This is a genomic window from Vibrio sp. R15-SG3-ISO1B (genome assembly GCF_059833835.1).
In genome coordinates, this window is the sequence record NZ_JCBDGG010000055.1 from 84795 (window position 1) to 104857 (window position 20063).

Here is a 20063-nt window from a genome sequence, read left to right on the forward strand (position 1 = left end):
AGAGGCTGAGTCTAAAAGGTCAGTTCCCAGCCCACATTGTTCCAGTATTCTTGCTCGCAAAGCAGATCGGCATGGAGTAGTTTGTTGTGTTCCAACCACTGGGCTTCATCACAGTTCAAGGTCCAACTGTCGCCATCGACTTTCAGTGTCAGGGCTGGCAGAGGGTCATCGTTACGCTGACCGTTGAGCAAGATGGCGAGGCGCAGAATACGAATTAAACTGATGACGTGCTTTTTCTTAAACAGCGAAAACTCTTCCATTTCATTGAGCTTTAACGCTTTGCGCTGAAAGCGCGCTAACATGGCGAGAATGGTTTGCTGCTCTCGGTTAAAGCCGGGCATGTAGGTATGCTTGAGAATGTAAGCCGAATGGCGGTGGAAGGCTTGTAAGCTGATGCTAAGCCCTACTTCATGCAATAACGCGCTCCATTCGAGCAAATCAAACAGCTCAGAGTGTTTGTTAATGCCAAGCGCTTGGTGGGTTTGATCCAAAAACTCGCGGGCATGGCCTTTGACTTTGGCCGCATGCTCTAGATCGACCAGATGTTTACTGGCAAGGTTTTCCGTGGTGCGCATGCGGATGTCGGAGCGCTTAAAGCGCGATTCCATTTCGTAGAGTAAGCCTTCTCGCAGTGCGCCCTCTGAAAAGTGCATTTCGTTGATTTTGAAATCTTTGAAAATGGCGGCAAGGATCGCCACACCCGCCGCAAACACAGGCTGACGTTCCGGTGTGAGGCCGGTGAGGTTGATGTCATCAATCGTCTCCCACTCACAAAGCCTATCGATGACCTTATCGAGTCGTTTGCTGTCGATAATACCATCTTCAAAGCCCATTCCGACCAGTACATCACGAATGGCCTTAATGGTCCCTGAGGAGCCAAACGCGACTTCCCAACCTTTTTTGCGATATTGATGGGCAATGGACTCCAACTTTTGCTCCGCCGCTAAGGTCGCTTTGGCAAAGTTCTTCTTCGACAGTTTGTTGTTTTTGAAATAGTGCTTGGTAAAGCTGACGCACCCCATCTGTTTACTGTTAACTAAATGCGGTTCGAAGCCTTGCCCTATGATCATTTCGGTACTGCCACCGCCAATGTCTACCACCAATTTGGAGTCAGACGCCGGTTGCGTGTGGGCAACCCCCAGATAAATTAGGCGTGCTTCTTCAATGCCGGGGATGATCTCGATGGGAAAGGGCAGCACGTCACGGGCTCGCTGCAAAAAGATATGCGCGTTGTTGGCTTGACGTAGGGTGTGCGTTGCGGCGATACGCACATTGCTCTCCTCAAACCCTTGCAGTCGCTCAGCGAAGATGGTCAAACATTCTAAGCCACGTTCAATGGCGGCGTTGTCTAAATTTTTTTGTGCATCTAACCCAGCTGCGAGACGGACTCGCTGCTTGTGTCGACTTACCAGTTGCAAGTCTTGGTCTACAACTTTGGCGACCACCATGTGGAAGCTGTTTGAGCCAAGGTCAATCGCGGCAACATCACGAATTTCCGGTGTTTGGGTCATGAGTGATTGAAAGCTCTTTCTGTTTCTTTGTCTGTTTTTCTACATTCTTAAGATAGTCGTAAATGGCAATCTGTGAGCGAATTTTCTTTCGGTTTCCGCGTGGCACATAGGTATTGCTCATCTCTTTGTCTATCCACCTCGCCTTTACTGTATCGGTAAAGTGGATGTTGATGATATCGATAATGCGCTGTTTAAGACGTTCGTCACGCACTGGAGCACCGACTTCGATCCGATAGTCGATATTCCGTGTCATCCAATCTGCCGACGAGATATACACTTTGGGGTCACCATCATTGTGCGTGATAAGAACACGCGGGTGTTCCAAGAATCGGTCGACAATGCTGATGATTTTGATGTTGTCGCTTACGCCATCAATACCCGGTACCAAGGAGCACATGCCACGAATGATCATCTTTATCTCTACGCCAGCGCTGCTCGCGCCGTAGAGTTTATTTGCCAGTCCGCGATCGACTAGGTTATTGACTTTAAGAGTAATGGCGGCCTTTTTCCCCTCTTTCGCATTGGCAATTTCTGCGTCGATGAGGCGATAGAGCTGCTTGCGAGAGTTTTGTGGTGAGACAATTAGGTGATTGAAGCGCACCGGACGATACGGGTTCTCAATGTAGCCAAACACATTGCGCACTTCGTTGGTGAGCTCAGGGTCTGCGGTGAGAAGCGAGAAGTCCGTATAGATACGGGCGGTTTTTTCATGGAAGTTGCCGGTGCCGATGTGCGCATAGCGGACGATGTCGTCATCTTCGCGGCGTGTAATCAAGAGCAATTTAGAGTGGATTTTTAATCCGGGCGCGCCAAAAATGACATGCACGCCAGCTTCGGTCAGAATTCGTGACCACTCAATGTTGGCTTCTTCATCAAATCGAGCCTGAAGCTCTACGATTACCGTAACACTTTTGCCATTGTGCACCGCGTCAATAATGGAGTTCATCAGGCGTGAATCTTTGGCAACGCGATAAATATTGATTTTGATGCTCAGTACTTTCGGGTCGAACGATGCCTGCCTCACCATTTCGCTGATGTGCTCAAAGGTGTGATAGGGGTAATAGAGTAAGATATCTTGCGCTTTGATGGCATCAAAGGCGTTGGCATACCCGTCGAAATCAGCACATTTCATCGGCGGTAAGGGTTTGTTTTCAAGGTAGTCTCGGCCCACATTGGGAAAACCAATAAAGTCTTTAAAGTTGTGGTAGCGACCACCTGGGATCAAACTGTCGTAGTTGGAGATTTTCAGCTTATCGCACAAAAAGCTCAGCATTTCGGTGGGCATGTCACGCTCATAGACAAAGCGAACCGGCATCGCGGTTAAGCGCTGACTGACCCCTTCAGACATTTGCTCAAGAAGGCTGTGCTCGACTTCGTGACTGAGGTCGTATTCGGCGTCACGCGTCATTTTCATCGCGTAGCCGTTTAGCTCGTCATACTCAAAAAAGCCACTGAAGAGTTCATCCAAACAGTATCGGATGATGTTATCGAGAAGAATGATGGTTTTGCGCCGTTTGCCTTTCTGTTCTGGCACCATGACAAAGCGAGGCAAGTGGTCGGTGGGGATCTCTATCAAGGCATATTGATTGTGTTCGCCTTTGCGTAAGTCGACAGCGATGTAGGCGTATTCATCTTTTAGGAATTGCAGCACATCGATGTCGTCACGCATCAAAAGCGGGGTGATATGCGGAACCACTTCATTGCGAAAATATTTTTTTATCCACTTTTGTTGTGCGTCACTGAGCTGAGTTTCGTTGACTAAAAAAATCCGCCGACGCGCCATTTCGCGGATCAGCTCAGAGTAGAGCTCATCAAATTTATCATTCAGTTTGAGCGCTTTGCTCTGCATTTTACTCAGCAGGTGTTTGGGGTTGTCACTGCCTCCACGCTCTTGATTGATTAAAATTCGACGTTTGACATCGGAAAATCGAACTTTATAAAACTCGTCCAAGTTGTTGGAAAATATACCTAAAAATCGAATTCTTTCGATGAGTGGCACTTCTTTATCTGCCGCTTCTTGGAGTACGCGTTCATTAAACGACAGCCAACTTAGCTCTTTTTCGATATATAGTTTTTCAGCACTCATAACCCAACCTTTTCAACGTGCCTTCTCTAAGGGGCGCTATAGAGTAAGGACTTAATAAGACCAAACTGGTAGCCAAGCTAAGATCTTTATATGACATTTTTATTGCAGGTTTTTATTACACTACTTTCAGTTGCTTAATGTGAGCTGTAATATAATTGTCACCTAATGGAAATATTATACACTTGGGTCAATTTAGGTAAGTGGGACAGATGGTTAAAGGCGATTTTTCGTTACGAGAACGTGACAGAAAACGACTTATTAAAGATAGAATCGTAAAACTGGCTGTCTCTGCGGGGGGCGTCGGCGTGCTTGCGGCGCTGGTGCTGATCTTTGTTTATCTGGCCATGATGGTCTTGCCTCTGTTTTCTGACGCCAAGATCACGCCCAATTTGGCGACTAAAACGATAGATGAGCACTCTATCGTTGCGCTGGGCGTCGATGACTATGGTCACTCCGCTTATACCTTATCTTCTCTTGGTACACTCAAGTTTTGGGCGCTCAATGATGAGCGCCGCTCCGCGATTTATCACTATGACTTAGGGGCGCAGCACACCTTGTTTGCCTCTGGTCTTGGTGTAAACCCTTGGCATGCGATGGCGACGCCATCAGGGCAAGTGACGCTCTTTCGCCCTGAATTAAGCAGCAGGTTGGCAAACGGTGAGCGAGTACTCACCCCGAGTGTCGATGTGGTTACGCCGCCGCTGGATTTGCTCATGGGTGAATCAGTCACTGACGCTCAGTTGCGCGCATTTGCTTTTGCAGACCGCGATGCCTTCACGCACGATACTTTCACTTTGGTCGGTTACTATGACGACAATCGCATCCGTGTCCGTTGGTTAGATTCCAATGAGGAACGCCAAGAATTTGAGTTCCCACAGCCTTTTATCGATTTAGATCAGCTATTGCTCACCCCCAATGGTGACACGCTATATTTGCGCAGCGCATCTGAGTTGGTCATTGCCACCAAACAGCGTCAGGGGTTCTTGGTCCGTGAAGTGGTCGATTTAAGTGCAGGCAACGTCAAACATGCGGTGAGTGAGGTGCAGCTGTTAGCGGGCGCTTACTCTTTGTTAGTGAGCCACCAAGACGGCAAAGTGTCGCAGTGGTTTGATGTGCTCAAAGAGGGGGAGCGTCACTTGATGCCGATTCGAGAGTTTCAACTCGCACCGCAGTTACAATTGCTGCTGCCTGATACCTATCGCAAAGGGTTCTACAGTTTTTATACCAATGGCACGGTTCAAAGCCACTACACCACCAGTGAAAAGTTGGTCTTGTTTAACCGAGCCTTTGATAAAGCACCCACCTTAGCCGCGATGTCCAACAATGAGCAATATTTGTTGACCCAAAGTGGCGACCAGTTGTCTGTCTCGCATCTCGATAATCCATACCCCGAAATCTCGTTGTCCTCTCTGTGGCAAAAAGTGTGGTATGAAGGCTACCCAGAGCCAGAGTTTGTCTGGCAAACCACCTCAGCCAATGATGAGTTTGAAGCCAAATTCAGCTTGGTGCCGATCGCGTTTGGCACCATCAAAGCGGCATTGTTCGCCATGATGTTCGCGGTACCGATAGCGGTATTGGGCGCCATTTATACCGCTTATTTTATGACGCCAGCGATGCGCCGAGTCGTCAAGCCCTCTATCGAACTGATGGAGGCGCTACCGACGGTCATCATCGGCTTTCTGGCGGGCTTGTGGGTTGCACCGATTGTTGAGAACTATCTCGCGTCTGTGGTGGTGCTGTTGATCGCTTTGCCGCTGTCTACCGTAGTGGCCGGGGCGCTGTGGCAAAGTCTACCCAAAATGTGGAAGCGTCACTTTGCCAATGGCTGGCATGCGGTGATTCTTATGCCGGTGATCATCTTGCTGACGGTGGTGGTGCTTTCTCACACTAGCGGTTTAGAAGAGTGGTTGTTTGATGGCGATGTGCGTGCGTATTTGGCGCAGCACGGGATTGGTTTTGATCAGCGCAATGCTTTAGTGGTCGGGTTTGCGATGGGGTTTGCGGTGATCCCGACCATCTTTACCATTGCAGAAGACGCCATCTTCTCGGTACCGAAACACTTATCGGATGGGTCATTGGCCTTGGGTGCGACGCAGTGGCAAACCTTAGTACACGTGGTGTTGCTTACCGCCAGCCCGGGTATTTTTTCGGCCGTCATGATGGGGCTTGGCCGCGCCGTTGGTGAGACGATGATCGTGCTGATGGCCACCGGTAACACCCCGATCCTTGATTGGAACATATTGGAAGGAATGCGCACATTATCCGCGACGATCGCGGTTGAGATGCCGGAGTCGGAAGTGGGCAGTTCCCACTACCGATTGCTATTCCTAGCCGCGTTAATTTTGCTGATGTTTACTTTTGCAGTGAACTCGATAGCGGAGTGGGTGCGTCAGAGGTTAAGAGAGAAGTATCGTGCGTTGTAAGCGAGTCAAAACCGCTCAGGCGGTGAGCCATGATTAGTATAAAACCGGGTTATCAATGGCTGAAATCCGGCTCTCCTTGGATTTGGCTCACCGGCGGTGCGGTCAGCGTGAGCTTACTCTCGGTACTGGGCTTATTGCTGCTGATTGGTTGGAAAGGTCTCTCGTTTTTCTGGCCCTCTCCACTCTATCAATGGCAGACCTCTCAAGGTGAGGTGCTGGTGGGGCAACTCTACGCCACTGAATCGGTGCCCATTAATCATTTACAAGAGATGGCTATTGAATTGTCAGATGAGGTGGAAGAGCGAGGGTTGGTTGAGCGCTTGAGTATTAAAGTCGCCAACCGCGATCTCTATTCTGCCGATTTTGTGTCTGTACTTGAAACTGAGGTGTTAGATCGCACGACCCCTTCCGGGTGGGCGGTGATTGAGCGCACGCGCGGCGGTGATTTTTTTGGTCGACCCATCGCTTATCGACAAGCCGATGGCGAGATGAGCCAAAATGTGGATGTGGCGATTGGTCGTGGACTGGCGTTCGCGGAAGAGGTGCGGGGCAACATAGAGAATCTAGTCGAGAAGCAGATCAAAGTGCTCAGTGCGCAGGCAGATAAGCTACGCTTGGAGTATCGAAAGCGAGAACTCAACGGAAATTTGGACGATGCCTTTTTGCTGCGTTATCAGCTGCAATCCCAAGGTTTTAGCCAGCAGTTGATGGCGATGGAAGCGAGGCTTGATGATTGGCGTGATGAGCTTGATCTTCAAGGACTGGTCGTGGTGGATATGCAAGGTACACAGGTGACGATTCCACTGCGTGAGATGTTAGATGTGTGGTATCCCAATGATATGTCTCTGCTCGAAAAATTTGGCCAGTGGTCGGTGCAAGCTTGGAAGTTTCTGACCGATGATCCCAGAGAGTCCAACTCGGAAGGGGGGGTATTTCCGGCTATGTTTGGTACCGTGTTGCTGGTGATCATCATGTCGATTGTTGTTATGCCACTGGGCGTGATTGCGGCAGTCTACTTACATGAGTATGCGCACAACAACGTGTTTACTCGAGTGATTCGTGTGGCGGTGATCAACTTGGCTGGGGTGCCTTCGATCGTTTATGGTGTCTTTGGGTTAGGCTTTTTCGTCTACACCTTAGGTGGCTCGATTGATGCACTCTTCTATTCTGAAAAACTGCCCAGTCCGACGTTTGGAACGCCAGGGCTACTTTGGTCAGCGCTCACCTTGGCAGTATTGACCTTGCCTGTGGTCATCGTGGCCACTGAAGAGGGCTTAAGCCGCATCCCGAACTCGGTGCGTCACGGCTCTTTGGCATTAGGCGCGACGCAGTTTGAGACCATGTGGCGCATTGTTCTTCCGATGGCAAGCCCTGCGATTATTACCGGATTGATTCTTGCTGTTGCTCGCGCCGCGGGAGAAGTGGCGCCGCTGATGTTGGTCGGAGCGGTGAAGTTGGCCTCCAGTTTGCCCGTTGACAGCCAGTTTCCCTTTTTGCACCTTGAGCGTAAGTTTATGCATTTGGGCTTTCATATCTACGATGTCGGTTTTCAGACCACCAATATCGAAAGCGCGCGTCCCTTAGTGTACGCCACCTCTTTTTTATTGGTCACGGTCATCATCGGGCTCAACTTAACCGCCATCAGTATTCGCAATAATTTACGCGAAAAATATCGAACCTTTGGACAAGATTAAGCATGTTTTCAGTGAACCAAACCTTAGGCTACCGAGCGCCGCTAGATGTGCGTAACCTAAGCGATGAACAAACGGCGATCGAGATTGATGGCCTCAACTTGTTTTATCGTCACAAGCAAGCGCTGAGTGATATTTCAATGCGCATTCCTAAAGGTCAGGTGACGGCGTTCATCGGTCCATCGGGGTGTGGAAAGTCGACCTTGCTGCGCTGCATTAATCGTATGAACGACTTGGTCGAAGGCTGCCGCGTCGAAGGCAAAGTGAAACTGCATAAAAAAAACGTCTACCATCCGGGTGTCGATGTTGCGACGTTGCGCCGCCGAGTTGGAATGGTGTTTCAGCGTCCTAACCCTTTTCCCAAATCCATTTATGAAAACGTGGTGTATGGCTTGCGTCTGCAAGGCGTCAAAAACAGCCGAATTCTTGATGATGCGGTTGAACGTTCGCTTCGCGCCGCAGCATTATGGGACGAAGTGAAAGATCGCTTGCACGAAAATGCGTTTGGATTATCGGGTGGTCAGCAGCAGCGTTTGGTGATTGCGCGCGCGATTGCCATAGAGCCAGAGGTCCTTTTGCTCGATGAACCGACATCGGCACTTGATCCTATCTCCACTTTGACCATAGAGGAGCTGATCAATGACCTCAAAACCAAATATACTGTGGTAATTGTCACGCACAACATGCAGCAGGCGGCGCGGGTTAGCGATCACACCGCATTTATTCATATGGGGAAACTGATTGAGTATTCCGATACCGACTCAATCTTTACCTCACCGATGAAAAAGCAAACCGAAGATTACATCACCGGACGTTACGGATAATCAAAGAGGAGTCACACACAGTTTATGAATTTTGGTCGTCATATTTCAGGTCAGTTTAATGTCGAACTAGAGTCGATTCGTACCCACGTACTTACCATGGGAGGCTTAGTTGAGCAGCAGCTCTCTTTTGCTATGCAAGCGCTGCATAAAGAGGACATCGAATTGGCGCGAAAAGTAGTACGTGACGATCACAAAGTGAACGCGATGGAGGTGTCGATTGATGAGGCGTGTACTCGGATTATCGCCAAGCGTCAGCCGACCGCAAAAGATCTTCGCCTGATTATGGCCATCATCAAAACCATTACCGATCTGGAGCGTATTGGCGACGTTGCCACCAAGATGGCTTACGTTGCGATTGAAAGCCCATCCTCCAAAGAGCGCCAATTTCAAGTTTCCCTCGAGCCTTTGTGTCGCCAAGCGATTACCATGCTTCATCAAGTGTTGGACGCGTTCGCTCGTATGGATGTCGATGCCGCCGCAGAAGTGTACAAGCTGGATGATAAGTTAGATGCCGAGTACGAAGCCGTGATTCGTCAGTTGATGACTTACATGATGGAAGACCCGAAAAACATCCCCAACATCCTGCAAGTGATGTGGTCTGCCCGGGCAATTGAACGTGTGGGTGACCGCTGCCAAAACATTTGTGAATACATCATTTACTTTGTCAAAGGCAAAGATGTTCGCCACTTGGGCGAACAAAGCATTGATGATGCGTTGAATTCTGGACCTAAGCGTTAATACTTCTCTGGGACAAACGTCTGGTCGTCCATCGGCTTACGAATATAGCCTTCTTTGTTGATGTCCGGTAAGACGATCTCTGGATAAGAGATTTCTTGATAGTCAATTTGGCTTAAGAGATGGCTGATGCAATTGAGGCGCGCGCGTTTTTTATCATCTGAAGGAACGACCCACCACGGCGATTGTTTGGTGTCTGTGTAGGCAAACATCTTATCCTTCGCTTCTGAATATTCCGCCCAGCGGTTGCGGGACTCAAGATCCATAGGCGAGAATTTCCAACGTTTGATGGGGGTATTGATACGACCAAGAAAGCGCTTTTCTTGTTCTTCGTCTGAGACGGAAAACCAGTACTTAATCAAGATGATGCCTGAGCGCTGCAACATGCGCTCGAATTCCGGACAAGAGTGGAGAAACTCTTCGTATTGCGCTTCGCTACAAAAGCCCATCACTTTTTCAACACCAGCGCGGTTATACCAACTGCGGTCAAACAGTACTATTTCGCCAGCGCTGGGTAAATGCGCGACATAGCGCTGAAAATACCACTGCGTTTTCTCTTTTTCTGTTGGGGCAGGGAGCGCTGTGACACGACACACGCGCGGATTGAGTTTTTCGGTGATGCGCTTAATCACGCCCCCTTTCCCAGCCGCGTCTCTGCCTTCAAAGATCACCACGACTTTCAAACCTTCTTGCTTTACCCACTCTTGCAACTTGACCAGTTCAATCTGCAAGCGTTCCAGTTCACTTTCGTAAAAGGCTTTATCAAGTTTGTTCTTCGCCATGGTGCATCCTTTTAAGCTTTTATTATTATCAATATGTTAGCACTTATTCGGGACAATAGTGTTTGAATGGGCACATTTTACCGCTTTGACCACTTGGGCAATCGCATCTGGATCCGTGACTGGGATCTGATAGTCATCAATCTCGCCCATCGCCGCTTGAGAGTGTGAGCGCATTAAGCTTGGACGCAGGGTTTTTCCTGATAGGTGCAGCTCGGTCACGCCGGTCTGGTTGATGAGCTCGTGCGCGTTGCTGGCATTCACTCCCGCTCCCGCCATAATCACAATGCGCTCGCGCGCTTGGGTCACTAACTGTTTTAGCACCGAAACACCTTCAGGGGCTGTCAACGCAAGGCCAGAGGTTAAGACTCGCTCACAGCCTAACGAGATGATGGTTTCCAAGGCTTCACCGGGTTCTTGGCATTGATCAAACGCGCGATGGAAGGTCACACCCAACTGATGGGCGTGCGCGCGTTCGACGAGTTGTGAGGTCATGTGGGTGTCCACTTTCCCATCGGCAGTCAGAGCGCCAATTACGACGCCTTGTAGGCCACTTTGCGCGGCGGTGTCGATGTCGTGCAACATGCACTCTAAATCCTGTTCGCTGAAAATAAAGTCGCCTTGGCGAGGACGAATCATGGCGTAAATAGGGATGCCTTTTGCGTTTGAATCTAAGTCTCTCTGGATACTTTCTTTCTGGGCAATATCTCTCAGGGCACGGTAACGGCCCGCCAGGCGCATCAATCCGGCACTGGGGGTGAGGCCGCCAAGCGCTAACGCGCTGCACAACTCAATTCGTGTCGCACCGCCCTTGAGGGCGTGATGAAGAGATTCAATGTGATCGATACAGACTTCAATGTGTGTGGTCATAGGCTCTGTTACCAAAGGGATTTACTTTATTGTAGCGAGAGAACGTGTTGGGTATTAGGGTAAAGTGCTGCAAGGATACTTTCCTTGTTTATGGGGGCCTTGTTTCTGGGGATGCCCTGTTGGTGAGCATGGTATTTATGAGGATGTATAAAAAACAAAGCCCCTGCAATCGCAGAGGCTTGGTAACGATAAAGAGAGGGCATTACGCCGCGTCGTCTTGTTCTTCTGGGGTGTTTTCCGTGTCTACGGCCACCACTTTTTTCTTCTTCGGAGTGGGCTTGCGCTTTGCCCCTAATGCATAGAGCACTTCTTCTTTATTTTGCGCTAGGAACATCGCCAAATCTTCTTGCTTGGCTTCATCTTCCATCAGTTCACTTTTACCTAGAAGCTCGAAAAGCTCGTCCGCCATATCGAGCATTTTGTCATAGGCGTCCGCTTCCGCTTTAGAGGTAAAAGTCATTTTCTCTTCTCCGTTGCGTTCTACCACGTACTTGACGATTACAGCCATGGTTGGTCCTCTAACTTAAATTGATAGGTTTTATTACTGGCTGTTTATACAGGTTTGAGTTACTTAAGTCTAGGTGTGCGTGCGCGCTATGAGAGACAGATGCTTAATTTTTCCACTGCTGACAAAAGGCAATAAAGGATTTGAGTAGCGGGCTTTGATATTTTTCTTTGTGCACCAATAACCAAAAGCGGCGTGTCATATCGAGGGGCAGCGGCAACTCAATCACTCGGCCATCATTGATCGCCGGTTGTGCCGATAAGCGCGATAGACAGCCTAAACCTAAGTCAGCGGCGACACTGTTGATCAGGGCTTCGGTGGTATTGAGTTCAAATGATTCCTGCCATCGTTCTAATCGCGGCGCGATAACGCGCAGAAAGAACTCGCGAGAGCCAGACCCCGCCTCGCGCAGTACCCAGCGGCTGTGTTCCAGCTCATCCATTGCTACTCGTTCGTGACGTGCGAGCGGTGATGAGGGCGAACAAATAACGCACATCTCGTCGCGACTAAATGGGGTAGAGTTTAGAGCCGGATGAAGCGTTTTACCCTCAATCAAGGCGATATCCAGTTCATAGTCGACCAGCTTTTCACAGATCAAAGCGGAGTTGGAGATCAATAAGCTTTGCTGCTCATGGCCAGTTGCGTCACGAAAGGAGCGCAGGAGAAACGGTGCTACTTGATTGCCGATGGTATCGCTAGCGCCAATTCTCAGTTCGCCGCTTAACCCTTGAGTGTCATCAAACAGATGTTCAATATCTCTGGCTCGTTCTAACAGTTCATCGGCCATCGGCAGTAGTTTGATGCCCTCTTGATTGATCAGCAGACGGTTATTCACACGATCAAACAACGAGTGTCCGAGCTGTTTTTCAAGCTCTGACAAGGTCATGCTAACCGCCGCTTTGGAGAGATACAGCGCGTCAGCAGCGTGGGTGAGAGTGTCATGCCGAGTGACAGCAAGGAACACCTTCAGTTGTTTCAGTGTGAGGTTTACAGCCATAATATTGATTCGATAAATAGAAGCGATAATGGCTATCATTGGCGAAATTAGACTATCGTGCAAGTCGAATGAAACCCGACTTCGTCAGCTTGTAAACGTCACTATATTCACTGACTTATGCTAATCTCACCCTATCGTCCTCTTATCGTGTGAGCGCCTTGTGTTTACTGTCTATCATTCCAATCAAGTCGATGTGTTGAAATCTTTGTTGGTGGAGCTCATTCGCCATCAGCCGCTTGAGAACCCGTTTGAATCCGAGCAGATTTTGGTTCAGAGCCCCGGCATGTCTCAATGGCTGAAAATGGAACTGGCGAAAGCGTTCGGTGTGGCTGCAAATATAGAGTTTCCTCTTCCCGCGACCTTTATCTGGAACTTGTTTACCCAGGTCTTGCCCGATGTGCCGACTCGCAGTGCGTTTAATAAAGAGGCGATGACATGGAAGTTGATGCAAGTGTTGCCATCTCAGCTAGAAAGGGACGAATTTGAACCGTTACGCCGTTACTTGGCTGACGATCGAGACAGCAGTAAATGCTATCAATTGGCAGAAAAAATTGCCGACATCTTTGATGGGTATCTGGTTTATCGACCTGAGTGGATCGCCAGTTGGGAGGCGGGGCTAGGTGTCGCTGAAATACACGATGAACACCCTTGGCAACCCATCCTTTGGCAAGCGCTCTACGATCAGACTCTGGCGCTAGGGCAATCGCCTTACCATCGTGCCAACCTCTATCAAGAATTTATCGAAGCGCTTGAACATCGAACGGGTGGTTTTGACCATCTGCCCAAACGCTTGTTTGTGTTTGGTATCACTTCTTTACCACCTCGCTATATGGATGCGCTTAAAGCGATCGGTGAGCACATTGATGTCCACCTCATGTTCACCAACCCGTGTCGCTACTATTGGGGGGAGGTCCGTGACCGTAAATTCTTAGCAAAATTGGCGGCGAAGCGGCGCAAACATCTGGTGTGGCAAGAGGATCACTCAGAGTGGCAAGGCGAGAGCGAACCGCTCAAAGGTAGCCTTGAAGAGAATATAGTAGATGAGCTGCACACCGATGTGGTGGGGAACAGCTTGCTGGCCTCAATGGGCAAATTGGGGCGCGACAACATGTATCTGCTTTCTCAGTTGGAATCCCATGAGATTGAAGCCTTTGTGGATATCGAGCGAGACTCATTGCTGCACGAATTGCAGGCCGATATCCTCAATCTTGAAGAGCATCAAGATGATACGTTGCTCGACACGAGCCACCATAAACGTCGCGTTTCGCTGCAAGACCGCTCACTGACCTTACATGCTTGTCATAGCCCAATGCGAGAAGTGGAAGTGCTGCACGATCAACTGTTGGCAATGTTTGAAGCGGATCCGTCGCTCAAACCGCGTGATGTGATTGTGATGGTGGCGGACATCAATGCCTACAGTCCGGCCATTCAAGCGGTGTTTGGCAATGCGCCGGGTGAACGATTCATCCCTTTTTCTATCTCGGATCGCAGTGCCAACCAAGAAAGCCCGATCTTGAACGCTTTCTTATTATTGACCATGCTGCCGCAATCGCGCTGTTTGGCCTCGGAGCTGCTTGAGCTGCTGGAAACACCAGCGATCTTGGCGCGATTTGGTCTCGACGATAACGAGTTTATTCGCGCAAAACAGTGGGTAGAGCAATCGGGGATTCGCTGGGGACTCGACGGCCACACCGCACAAGAATTTGATTTGCCTAAAACAGGCCAAAATACATGGCAATTTGGTATTAACCGCATGTTGCTGGGCTATGCGATGCCTGCATCGGCAGGGCTGCTGAACACCGAACAAGGCGAACTGGCGCCGTTCAACGAAGTTCAAGGCCTTGGCGCCGAACTGGCGGGCAAACTGGCTCACTATATTGAAACCGTTGCTCACTATCGCGCTAAGTTAGCGCAGAGCCAGGGGGTGGATCAGTGGCGCGAAGTGCTGACTCAACTGTTGGATGATTTCTTTTTGGTGGATTTGGATGGTGAAGCGGCGCTCAAATCCATTCGTGATACGTTGGCGATGCTCAAAGAGCAGCTGAATGATGCCGCGTTCAGTGCGCCGCTCTCTGCTGCGATTGTGACGCAGTATTTGCGTGACAAACTCTCTGGTACGCGGGTAAGTCAGCGCTTTCTTGCCGGCCAAGTCAACTTCTGTACCCTCATGCCGATGCGCTCCATTCCATTTAAGACTGTGTGTCTATTGGGGATGAATGAAGGCGTTTACCCTAGGTCTGTGCCGCCGGAAGGGTTTGATTTGATGAATGGTCGCGCCAAGCATGGCGACCGTTCGCGCCGTGATGATGACCGCTACCTTTTCTTAGAGGCGCTGTTATCGGCGCAGGATACGCTCTACATCAGTTATGTCGGGCGCTCAATTCAAGACAACACGCCGCGCATGCCATCGGTGTTGGTCTCTGAGTTAATGGAATACTGCCATCAAAACTACTGTTTGGAAGGCGATTCAGATTTAGGCTGTGATGAGTCCGGCTCGCGCCTTGTTCACCACTTGAGCACGTCTCATCCCATGGTGCCGTTCAGCGCTGAGGCGTTTCTTGGCGAGCGGGCAAGTTACGCTCAAGAGTGGTTACCTGCCGCCTTGCGCCAGGGGCAAAAAAGTGGTGATTTTCAGCGTCAGTTGAGTGACTACTTACTCGGCGCGCATTTTCCACTCGAGTTGGATTTAGTCGAGCTGCAACGCTTTTGGCGCCTGCCTGTTCAGTACTTTTTCAACCGCCGTTTAAAGGTGACGTTTGAGCCGCCGCAACCTGTGATGAACGATGAAGAGCCCTTTGTGCTGGGCGGACTGGAAAGCTATCAGTTGCGCGATGAGCTGCTTACGACACTGCTGACCGCTCACACATTAGCTGATCGCGATCCTAGTCGCTTGATGGCGCAATGTGTGGCGAAGCATCGCGCCGAAGGGCGTTTGCCTATTGGCGCCTTTGGTGACATTGAGTTTGAAACCAACCGAGTGCAAAGTGAAGAGTTAGCGAAAACCTTGCACGGATTGTGTCAAGCGCCTTGTGAGGATCATGAAGTCACTCTCACGTTGGATGTGCTTGGCGATGGCAAACCCGTACAGCTGGTCGGCTGGTTGACTCAAGTGTACCAATCTGGGCTAGTGCGTTTTCGTACTGGGCGGATTCGATCTCAAGACTATCTCTCCGCTTGGCTTGATCATTTGGCCATGGCCGCCAGTGGTCGTGCGCTGCGCACTCACCTGATCGGCTATGACAAAAAAGAAGGGGCGCAGCATCTAATCTACCCTGCACTAGAGTCTCGTGAGCAAGCGTACGCACTACTCAATGAGCTGGTGGGTTTTTACTACCAAGGCATGAGTGAGCCTTTACCTTATTTCCCTCGTACCGCTTTAGCGGCGATAGAAGCGGGCTTTAGTCGCGGAAAGTGGGTGGAGGATGAAGACAAATCGCTGAAAAAAATGGCCGATACGTTCAATGATGGCTACATGTCGAGTGGCGAAGGCAACGACAGTTACATTCGTCGTATTTGGCCGCAATGGGATGAGGAACTGGCCGCTCGAGTGCGTACATTGGCTGCTCGCGTCATTCAAGCACCTCGTCTCGCTGCACAAGATGCTGCCGATGTGTCTTAAAGGGTCAGTGAAGATGAAGAGCAAAAATAGCAGAAGGTAAAGTGGCCGCCAGAAAATCATTATAGTGTAGGGCGTTCGCTGTACGGCCACAGGTCAGAGGGACCATGATTTGTTGGGTTGATGGGCAGACACACTGCCTCAACTCATGCTGCGGATACTAACGACTCACTCTATAGGCTGCTGTGAGTAAGATCGCAGAACTACCCGTATTTTTATGGGGTTAACAGATAAAATAGCGTTTTATTAACCGGATCACATTGAGTATTAGCACTAATATTGTCGAGCTGAATCGTGATAGGTGAAACATCCATGAATTCATACAATGTGCGATTGAGCCAATGTGTGAACTCGTACAGTTAAAGGGCAGAATTTTATGACCGCATCGTCTCGTTCCACTCTTTCTAGTGGTGGTGATATCACACCGACCGCACTCGATACGATGACCTTTCCATTGCATGGTGCTCGGCTGATTGAAGCCTCAGCTGGAACAGGAAAAACCTTTACCATTGCAGGGCTTTATTTGCGCTTGTTGCTCGGGCATGGCGACGAGCAGACTCGGCACGCGCATCCGCTCACTGTGGATCAGATTTTGGTGGTGACCTTTACTGAGGCTGCCACGGCGGAGCTGCGCGATAGGATTAGGGCGCGTATTCATGACGCGCGCCTTGCTTTTGCTCGTGGCCAAAGCAGCGACCCAGTGATCGAGCCTTTGCTTGAAGCGGTGACGGATCACGCTCAAGCTGCGCAAATATTGCTGCAAGCGGAAAGGCAGATGGATGAAGCCGCCGTCTACACGATTCATGGTTTCTGCCAGCGGATGCTGACGCAAAATGCGTTTGAGTCAGGCAGTCGATTTAGCAATGAATTTGTCACTGATGAAAGCCATTTAAAAGCGCAAGTGGTCGCAGATTATTGGCGGCGTAATTTCTATCCATTACCCCCGCAACTGGCAGGTGAAATTCGCCGAATTTGGCGGGCGCCGAATGAGCTGTTAGCCGCGATTTCGAACTATTTGACTGGTGCACCTTTGGCGTTAAGCGTGCCTGCAATGCAGGGCAGCTTAGCGGATCTGCATGAGCGTAATCTGGCTCAAATTGATGAACTTAAGGCACTTTGGCGAGCGCATCAAGACGAGGTGCTGGCGATCATCAACGAGTCAGACGTCAATAAGCGCAGTTACAGTAAAAAATCGCTACCGACCTGGATAGAGAGTGTTTCTGCCTGGGCAGCCCAAGCGACGACAAACTATGAGATACCTACGGCGCTGGAGAAGTTTGCGCAAAACGCACTGCTTGAAAAAACACCGAAAGGCAAAGCACCTGAGCACCCGTTATTTGCACGTATTGAAGCGCACCTCGCTCACCCGGTGGATCTGAAGGCGCCGATGTTGGCTCATGCGATAGAGCATTGCCGCGCAATGCTGGCAGCGGCCAAAGCTCAGAAGCAGTGGCTCTCGTTTGATGACTTGTTGACTCAGCTTTCTGCGGCGATCGACCTTGATGATACTGAGCTACTGCGTGAGCGCATTCGCACTCTCTATCCCGTTGCAATGATCGACGAATTCCAAGATACCGACCCGCTGCAATACAGTATTTTCAGTCGTATTTACCTTGATCGCCCTGAGTGCGGTCTGTTTATGATTGGCGACCCGAAACAGGCGATTTACGCGTTTCGTGGCGCGGATATTTTTACCTACATTAAAGCGCGCCAACAGGTGACGTCGCATTTCACTTTAGGCACGAACTGGCGCTCAAGCGCAGATATGGTGGCAGCGGTCAATCAAGTGTTTTCAGTGCCGAAAAGCCCGTTTATCTACGATCAAGATATTCCTTTTTATCCCGTCAACGCCTCTCCGGGTTCTGAGCGCAAAGGTTGGACGTTAAGCGGCACACGACAACCAGCGTTGACGTATTGGTTACAAGAAGCTGAAGAGAAACCGCTGGCCAAAGGTGAGTACCTTGAGGCGATGGCGAGTGCGACGGCCAACCAGATCCAGACAATTCTTCAGGCTGCGGCTAATAATGAGGCCATGTTGGTAGGCGCGAAAGGCGAGCAGGCGATTGAGGCCGGTGATATTGCTGTGTTGGTGCGCACTGGGAATGAAGGTCGGATGATCAAACAAGCGCTGGCCGATCAAGGCATTGCCAGTGTCTATCTCTCCAATCGAGACAGTGTGTTCAGTTCTGTTGTTGCAAGCGATGTGCAGCGTCTATTGCAAGCGGTGCTGACGCCCGAGTACGACAGAGCGTTAAGAGCGTGCTTAGCCAGCGAACTGTTCGCCCTTGATGCTGCAACACTTGATAGCTTGAACAACGATGAAAACGAGTGGGAAAACGCGATCGATGAGTTTAAAGGTTACCGCCAACTTTGGCAGCAACGCGGCGTATTGCCGATGTTGCGCAGCGTGATCAGCAAGCGTCATATTGCAGAGCGCCTGCTAGAAGAGCAAAACGGTGAGCGAACCTTGACGGATCTGATGCACATGGGTGAGTTATTGCAACAGATGAGTGGTGAACTCGACAGCGATCATGGCTTGTTGCGTTGGTTGGCGCAATCCATCAGCGATGCGGAGCAAGGGCTTGGTGGCAGTGATGAGCAAATTCAGCGCTTGGAATCGGAGCGTAATCTGGTGCAGATCGTCACCATCCACAAATCGAAAGGGTTGGAGTACGACTTAGTCTTTCTGCCGTTTGCATTGAGCTATCGTGAAGCGAGCGAGGCGAAGTATTACGATGCTGAGCAAGATGTGACCATGCTCGATATTACTGGGCAAAGCGCGGCTTTGGCGCTTGCGGATAACGAACGTCTTGCAGAAGATCTGCGTCTGATTTACGTGGCATTGACGCGTGCGGTATATGGCTGTTTTGTCGGCGCCGCACCACTGCGTAATGGTCGCTCGACCAAAGAGCCGACGGGCGTACACAAAAGTGCGATGGGTTATTTACTGCAAGATGGCCAAGAGGGGGGCATCTCAGATTTGACTAAGGCGATTTGCCGGCAAAGTGAGGCGTTGGCTTGTGTTGCTGTGGCGGACCTGCCAAATTCGCACGCTCAGCCGCTGATGATTCCTCCACCAGAGATGCCGCCACTTGGCGCCAAAGCATTTACCACACCACTGGACCGCTATTGGCGCATCACCAGTTATTCCGGTCTCGTTAAACAATCGTCTAGTCATGCGGCGCAAGGGTTTGAGGATGTACTGCGCCTTGATGTGGACTCGGCGCAGGATCACGACGAAGCGTCACTCACTGAACCAGAAAAGTCGATTTTCACCTTTCCCCGCGGTGCAAGGCCGGGCACTTTCTTACATACGTTATTTGAAGACGTTGAATTTACCGAGTCTGCCCATAGCGATCACAATCGCGCCATCATCGAATCGCTATTGCAAGCCGAGCAGTTGGATGAGAGCTGGCTTCCTGTATTGCAATCGTTGGTCGATACTGTGTTGGCGACGCCCTTAGATGGCGATGCACTGCGACTGAATGAAAAAGGGCCATCTCAGCGTTTGGTAGAGATGGAGTTTTTACTACCCATTACCGTTTTGGACGCGCCATCCCTGAATCGAGTGATCACGCGTCACGATACCCTGTCCGCGCGCGCCGGTGAGCTCGGGTTCCAAACAGTGCGCGGCATGTTAAAAGGGTTCATCGATTTGGTGTTTGAGCACCAAGGTCGCTACTACGTACTGGATTGGAAGTCGAACCACCTTGGCAGTGATGTCAGCGATTACCATGGTGAGGCGCTTAACCAAGCGATGGCCGATCATCGCTACGATCTCCAGTATCAGATTTATGCCTTAGCCCTACACCGTTTCTTGCGCAGCCGCTTAGCGAATTACGACTATCAACACCATTTTGGCGGTGTCTATTATCTCTTTTTACGCGGTATGGATGGCCAGAGCGAACACGGCATTTTTTCGGCGAAACCGAGCTTAGCCATGTTGGAGGATTTAGATCGATTGATAGAGGGTAAGCCGATTGAAACCAAATTTAACCCAGCGGGCCAAGGGGAGTTGATCTAGAC

Annotated in this window: 12 protein-coding genes; 6 read left to right on the top strand and 6 right to left on the bottom strand. The window is 50.2% G+C overall.

The window, feature by feature from the left end:
- Positions 1–11 precede the first annotated feature (11 nt).
- Together ppx and ppk1 are read right to left on the bottom strand one after the other, a co-directional pair.
- Positions 12–1511 (bottom strand): exopolyphosphatase, encoded by a 1500-nt coding sequence (ppx, locus tag AC6R0S_RS17735; protein ID WP_500631516.1) that lies wholly within the window; start codon positions 1509–1511, stop codon positions 12–14.
- Positions 1486–3597 carry a polyphosphate kinase 1 gene (ppk1, locus tag AC6R0S_RS17740; RefSeq protein ID WP_500627008.1) on the bottom strand — a complete coding sequence of 704 codons (2112 nt, stop codon included), beginning with the start codon at positions 3595–3597 and terminating at the stop codon, positions 1486–1488. Before ppk1 ends, ppx begins: the two co-directional genes overlap by 26 nt.
- A 209-nt stretch (positions 3598–3806) precedes the next feature.
- On the opposite strand from ppk1, the gene AC6R0S_RS17745 reads away from it, so the two are divergent.
- Genes AC6R0S_RS17745 through phoU form a run of 4 tightly spaced genes read left to right on the top strand, consistent with a single transcriptional unit; the run spans position 3807 to position 9273 of the window.
- Positions 3807–6020, top strand: coding sequence for an ABC transporter permease subunit (locus AC6R0S_RS17745; RefSeq protein ID WP_500638468.1), 2214 nt, complete (start codon positions 3807–3809; stop codon positions 6018–6020).
- A 29-nt stretch (positions 6021–6049) separates the two neighbouring features.
- Entirely contained in the window at positions 6050–7714 is a 1665-nt protein-coding gene (pstA, locus tag AC6R0S_RS17750) for a phosphate ABC transporter permease PstA (protein WP_500638469.1), read from the top strand.
- Positions 7715–7716: 2 nt separating this feature from the next.
- Positions 7717–8535 carry a phosphate ABC transporter ATP-binding protein PstB gene (gene pstB / locus AC6R0S_RS17755; RefSeq protein WP_334551352.1) on the top strand — a complete coding sequence of 273 codons (819 nt, stop codon included), beginning with the start codon at positions 7717–7719 and terminating at the stop codon, positions 8533–8535.
- 24 nt (positions 8536–8559) lie between these two features.
- Entirely contained in the window at positions 8560–9273 is a 714-nt protein-coding gene (gene phoU, locus AC6R0S_RS17760; protein ID WP_487901695.1) for a phosphate signaling complex protein PhoU, read from the top strand.
- On the opposite strand, the gene ppk2 is transcribed toward phoU, so the two are convergent.
- The 4 genes from ppk2 to AC6R0S_RS17780 all read right to left on the bottom strand — a co-directional run bounded on the left by ppk2 (position 9270) and on the right by AC6R0S_RS17780 (position 12421).
- Positions 9270–10052 (bottom strand): polyphosphate kinase 2, encoded by a 783-nt coding sequence (gene ppk2, locus AC6R0S_RS17765; RefSeq protein WP_500629225.1) that lies wholly within the window; start codon positions 10050–10052, stop codon positions 9270–9272. The two genes, phoU and ppk2, sit on opposite strands and share 4 nt — an antisense overlap.
- A gap of 36 nt (positions 10053–10088) precedes the next feature.
- Complete coding sequence (locus AC6R0S_RS17770; RefSeq protein ID WP_500631512.1) at positions 10089–10919, bottom strand: copper homeostasis protein CutC; 831 nt, start codon at positions 10917–10919, stop codon at positions 10089–10091.
- Between the two features lie 202 nt (positions 10920–11121).
- Positions 11122–11427: a YebG family protein gene (locus AC6R0S_RS17775; protein ID WP_334551342.1), complete on the bottom strand. Its 306-nt coding sequence runs from the start codon at positions 11425–11427 to the stop codon at positions 11122–11124.
- 103 nt (positions 11428–11530) lie between these two features.
- Entirely contained in the window at positions 11531–12421 is an 891-nt protein-coding gene (locus AC6R0S_RS17780; RefSeq protein WP_334551492.1) for a LysR substrate-binding domain-containing protein, read from the bottom strand.
- A 160-nt stretch (positions 12422–12581) separates the two neighbouring features.
- Between AC6R0S_RS17780 and recC the strand changes: the two genes are divergently transcribed.
- Positions 12582–16040, top strand: coding sequence for an exodeoxyribonuclease V subunit gamma (gene recC, locus AC6R0S_RS17785; RefSeq protein ID WP_500638470.1), 3459 nt, complete (start codon positions 12582–12584; stop codon positions 16038–16040).
- A gap of 373 nt (positions 16041–16413) precedes the next feature.
- Positions 16414–20061, top strand: coding sequence for an exodeoxyribonuclease V subunit beta (gene recB, locus AC6R0S_RS17790; protein ID WP_500638471.1), 3648 nt, complete (start codon positions 16414–16416; stop codon positions 20059–20061).
- The last annotated feature ends 2 nt before the right edge of the window (positions 20062–20063 follow it).

What these genes read in the sequence shown, in the direction of transcription:
- recB (WP_500638471.1), top strand. Translation starts at nt 16,414, where the DNA reads ATGACCGCATCGTCTCGTTCCACTCTTTCTAGTGGTGGTGATATCACA.
- AC6R0S_RS17770 (WP_500631512.1), bottom strand. Translation starts at nt 10,919, where the DNA reads ATGACCACACACATTGAAGTCTGTATCGATCACATTGAATCTCTTCAT.
- AC6R0S_RS17775 (WP_334551342.1), bottom strand. Translation starts at nt 11,427, where the DNA reads ATGGCTGTAATCGTCAAGTACGTGGTAGAACGCAACGGAGAAGAGAAA.
- pstA (WP_500638469.1), top strand. Translation starts at nt 6,050, where the DNA reads ATGATTAGTATAAAACCGGGTTATCAATGGCTGAAATCCGGCTCTCCT.
- ppk1 (WP_500627008.1), bottom strand. Translation starts at nt 3,597, where the DNA reads ATGAGTGCTGAAAAACTATATATCGAAAAAGAGCTAAGTTGGCTGTCG.
- ppx (WP_500631516.1), bottom strand. Translation starts at nt 1,511, where the DNA reads ATGACCCAAACACCGGAAATTCGTGATGTTGCCGCGATTGACCTTGGC.
- ppk2 (WP_500629225.1), bottom strand. Translation starts at nt 10,052, where the DNA reads ATGGCGAAGAACAAACTTGATAAAGCCTTTTACGAAAGTGAACTGGAA.
- pstB (WP_334551352.1), top strand. Translation starts at nt 7,717, where the DNA reads ATGTTTTCAGTGAACCAAACCTTAGGCTACCGAGCGCCGCTAGATGTG.
- AC6R0S_RS17780 (WP_334551492.1), bottom strand. Translation starts at nt 12,421, where the DNA reads ATGGCTGTAAACCTCACACTGAAACAACTGAAGGTGTTCCTTGCTGTC.
- AC6R0S_RS17745 (WP_500638468.1), top strand. Translation starts at nt 3,807, where the DNA reads ATGGTTAAAGGCGATTTTTCGTTACGAGAACGTGACAGAAAACGACTT.
- phoU (WP_487901695.1), top strand. Translation starts at nt 8,560, where the DNA reads ATGAATTTTGGTCGTCATATTTCAGGTCAGTTTAATGTCGAACTAGAG.